Raw genomic sequence first — 2,306 nt, 5'->3', positions numbered from 1 at the left:
CATCTGTTCCTTAAGGCGCGGGCGGTCACTGCATTTCGCGGAGCATGGCCTTGGCCCGTTCGAAATTGGGATTGATGGACAACGCCTTCTGGAGGAAATCCGCAGCCTGATCCTTCTTGGCGGCCCGATAGTAAATCATGGCGATGTTGAAGCAGACGGTTTCGTTGGCGCTCCACAGATCGGGATTGATGCGCAGGGCCTTGTCCAGAAAGTTGTAGGCGTCCTGGAATTGGCGACCTTCACCGTAGGCCATGGCCATGTTGTAGTAGAGGCCCGCGTCGTTTGGGGAAATCTTGAGCGCCTTGCGGTACTCCTCCACGGCGTGGTCCCACTTGCCCTGCTTGCGCAGGGTGATGCCCAGGCGGTTGAAGGTTTCAATGTCGGACTTGTCGAGCATGCCCTTCTTGGCTTCCAGGGATTGGCGCAGGTACTTCTCGGAGAGTTCCGGGGCGCTGGCGATGCAGCGGTCGGCGATGGTGCGGGTGACGCGCCCCACCTGGGCCATGGCCTCCTTGGTGGCCAGTTTGATGGCGTCGTCGAAGATGTCCACGGCCTTGTCGCGCTCCCCCAGGGCCATGTAGTTGTCGCCGATGGCGATCTTGCGGTCCACGTTGAGCGGCGACAACTTGTCGAGCTTTTCGAGATACTTCGTCTCTTCCTTTACGTTGCCGGTCTCTTTGTGGAGGTCGGCGATTTTCTTGATGGGGTCCAGGAAGAGTTTGCCGTTCTTGGCGGCCTCGGTGAAAGCGCCCAGGGCCTCTTCCATCCTGCCCTGCCCCTTGTAGGCGTCGCCCAGGAGCAGCAGGGCCGCGGGACTGCCGGGCTTGATCTCGAGAATCTTGGCCGCGATGGCCCGCGCCTCTTCGAACTTCCCGTTTTCGTTGAGTTTCTTTCCGGTGTCGATGAGGTCGCCCAATTGTCCGCGCGGCTTGATGGTGAAGGCGATCTTCTCGATGAGCATGTCTGCGGAGATGGGCTTGGTAATCACGTTGTTGGCGCCGATCTCGTGCAGGTAGATGAGTATCTCCCGGGCGACCTCATTGGTGAGGATGATGGTGAGCACCTCGGGATATTGATTCTTGATGAACTGAACGAGATCGTTGCAGAATTTTCCGTTGATCTCGCGCTCGACAAAAAAGACGACCCTGTAATTCTGGCCTGTGAGCTGTCGAAGCTCCTTGTAAAGTTGCTCCTGGTTGACCACGTTGAACACGCAATCATCCTTGACGTGCAGATGCCTGAGCAGCGTGCTGCGGAGGTTCTTGTTGAAATGCGGATCATGCGAAAGAACAAGAAACACGCCGCGCTGCTGCCGGACAAATTCCCGGACATCCTCGTCGTAGACTTTGACGTTCATTACAAACACCACCTCGCATACGGATTGGAGCTCCCATGCAACTTCGGGAACTTCGCCGACGCCTTCTCATGAAATGCCAAGCGGAAAAAATCAAGGCCGAGGGGCCACCGAAAGGCGAAATCCCCGGGCGACAAGGCATTGTCACCCACCCGGAACAGGGGCGCAACACCGCCAGAGCATACGGCACACGGCAAGGAATTCCGGCGCGGCCCCGCCGCGCCAACCGCATCCAACGGGAGGGAAACCATGACAGCCCACATGCTCCAGTCGTATGCCGCCACCCTCAACGCCCTGATGGCCCACACCTCCGACAAGCTGCGCCTGTCCGTGGACGCGCTGTCCACCGGGGAGGGCCTGCCACCGGACATCGCGGACCGCGCCAGCATGGAGTCCGGCCGCAACTTCGCCCTGCTCATGCGCGAGCGCGACCGCCAGGCCCTGGAAGCCATCCGAGAAGCCCTGGCCCGCATCGATGCCGGGGAGTACGGCATCTGCGAGGATTGCGGCGAGGACATCGCGCCGGCCAGACTCGCGGTCCAGCCCATGGCCACTCTCTGCGTGCACTGCCAGGGACTGCGGGAGGAAGACCGAAGGCCGTCCGTGGAGGCCGCCTCAGGATTCTTCCAGATCTGAGGCCAGACGTTCCAACTCGGCCTCGTTCATGGCGAAGCCGTGTTCCGGCCCCGGGAAAGTCCCGTCGCGCACCTCGGCGGCGAACCTTGAGAGGGCTTCCCGCGTGCGGGCGCCCAGGTCGTCGTAGCGCTTGACGAAGCGCGGCGAGAAGTTGCCGCCCAGGCCCAGGAGGTCGTGGAAGACGAGCACCTGGCCGTCGCATTCCGGCCCAGCGCCGATGCCGATGGTGGGCACGCCCACGCGCCCCGGGGCAGGCCCGGCCAATCAAAGTGGTGGGCGTGAGCGGCCCGGGCCAGGGAGTCCAGCAGGCGCTTGT

General features: G+C 61.8%; 3 protein-coding genes. 1 reads left to right on the top strand and 2 read right to left on the bottom strand.

Annotated features, from left to right (window positions below; translation table 11 throughout):
- Positions 1 to 25: 25 nt before the first annotated feature.
- Complete coding sequence (locus ACV4UX_RS18760) at positions 26 to 1,357, bottom strand: tetratricopeptide repeat protein (protein ID WP_491594804.1); 1,332 nt, start codon at positions 1,355 to 1,357, stop codon at positions 26 to 28.
- 246 nt (positions 1,358 to 1,603) lie between these two features.
- On the opposite strand from ACV4UX_RS18760, the gene ACV4UX_RS18755 reads away from it, so the two are divergent.
- Positions 1,604 to 1,990 (top strand): TraR/DksA family transcriptional regulator, encoded by a 387-nt coding sequence (locus ACV4UX_RS18755; RefSeq protein ID WP_491594803.1) that lies wholly within the window; start codon positions 1,604 to 1,606, stop codon positions 1,988 to 1,990.
- Here ACV4UX_RS18755 and ACV4UX_RS18750 read toward each other — a convergent pair.
- Positions 1,970 to 2,224 (bottom strand): 3-methyl-2-oxobutanoate hydroxymethyltransferase, encoded by a 255-nt coding sequence (locus ACV4UX_RS18750; RefSeq protein WP_491594802.1) that lies wholly within the window; start codon positions 2,222 to 2,224, stop codon positions 1,970 to 1,972. The two genes, ACV4UX_RS18755 and ACV4UX_RS18750, sit on opposite strands and share 21 nt — an antisense overlap.
- Positions 2,225 to 2,306: the final 82 nt, after the last annotated feature.

The sequence above is a fragment of the Fundidesulfovibrio sp. genome, from assembly GCF_058402725.1.
Note: the sequence above shows the minus strand (reverse complement) of the source record. Positions and strands in the feature narration are given on the sequence as shown.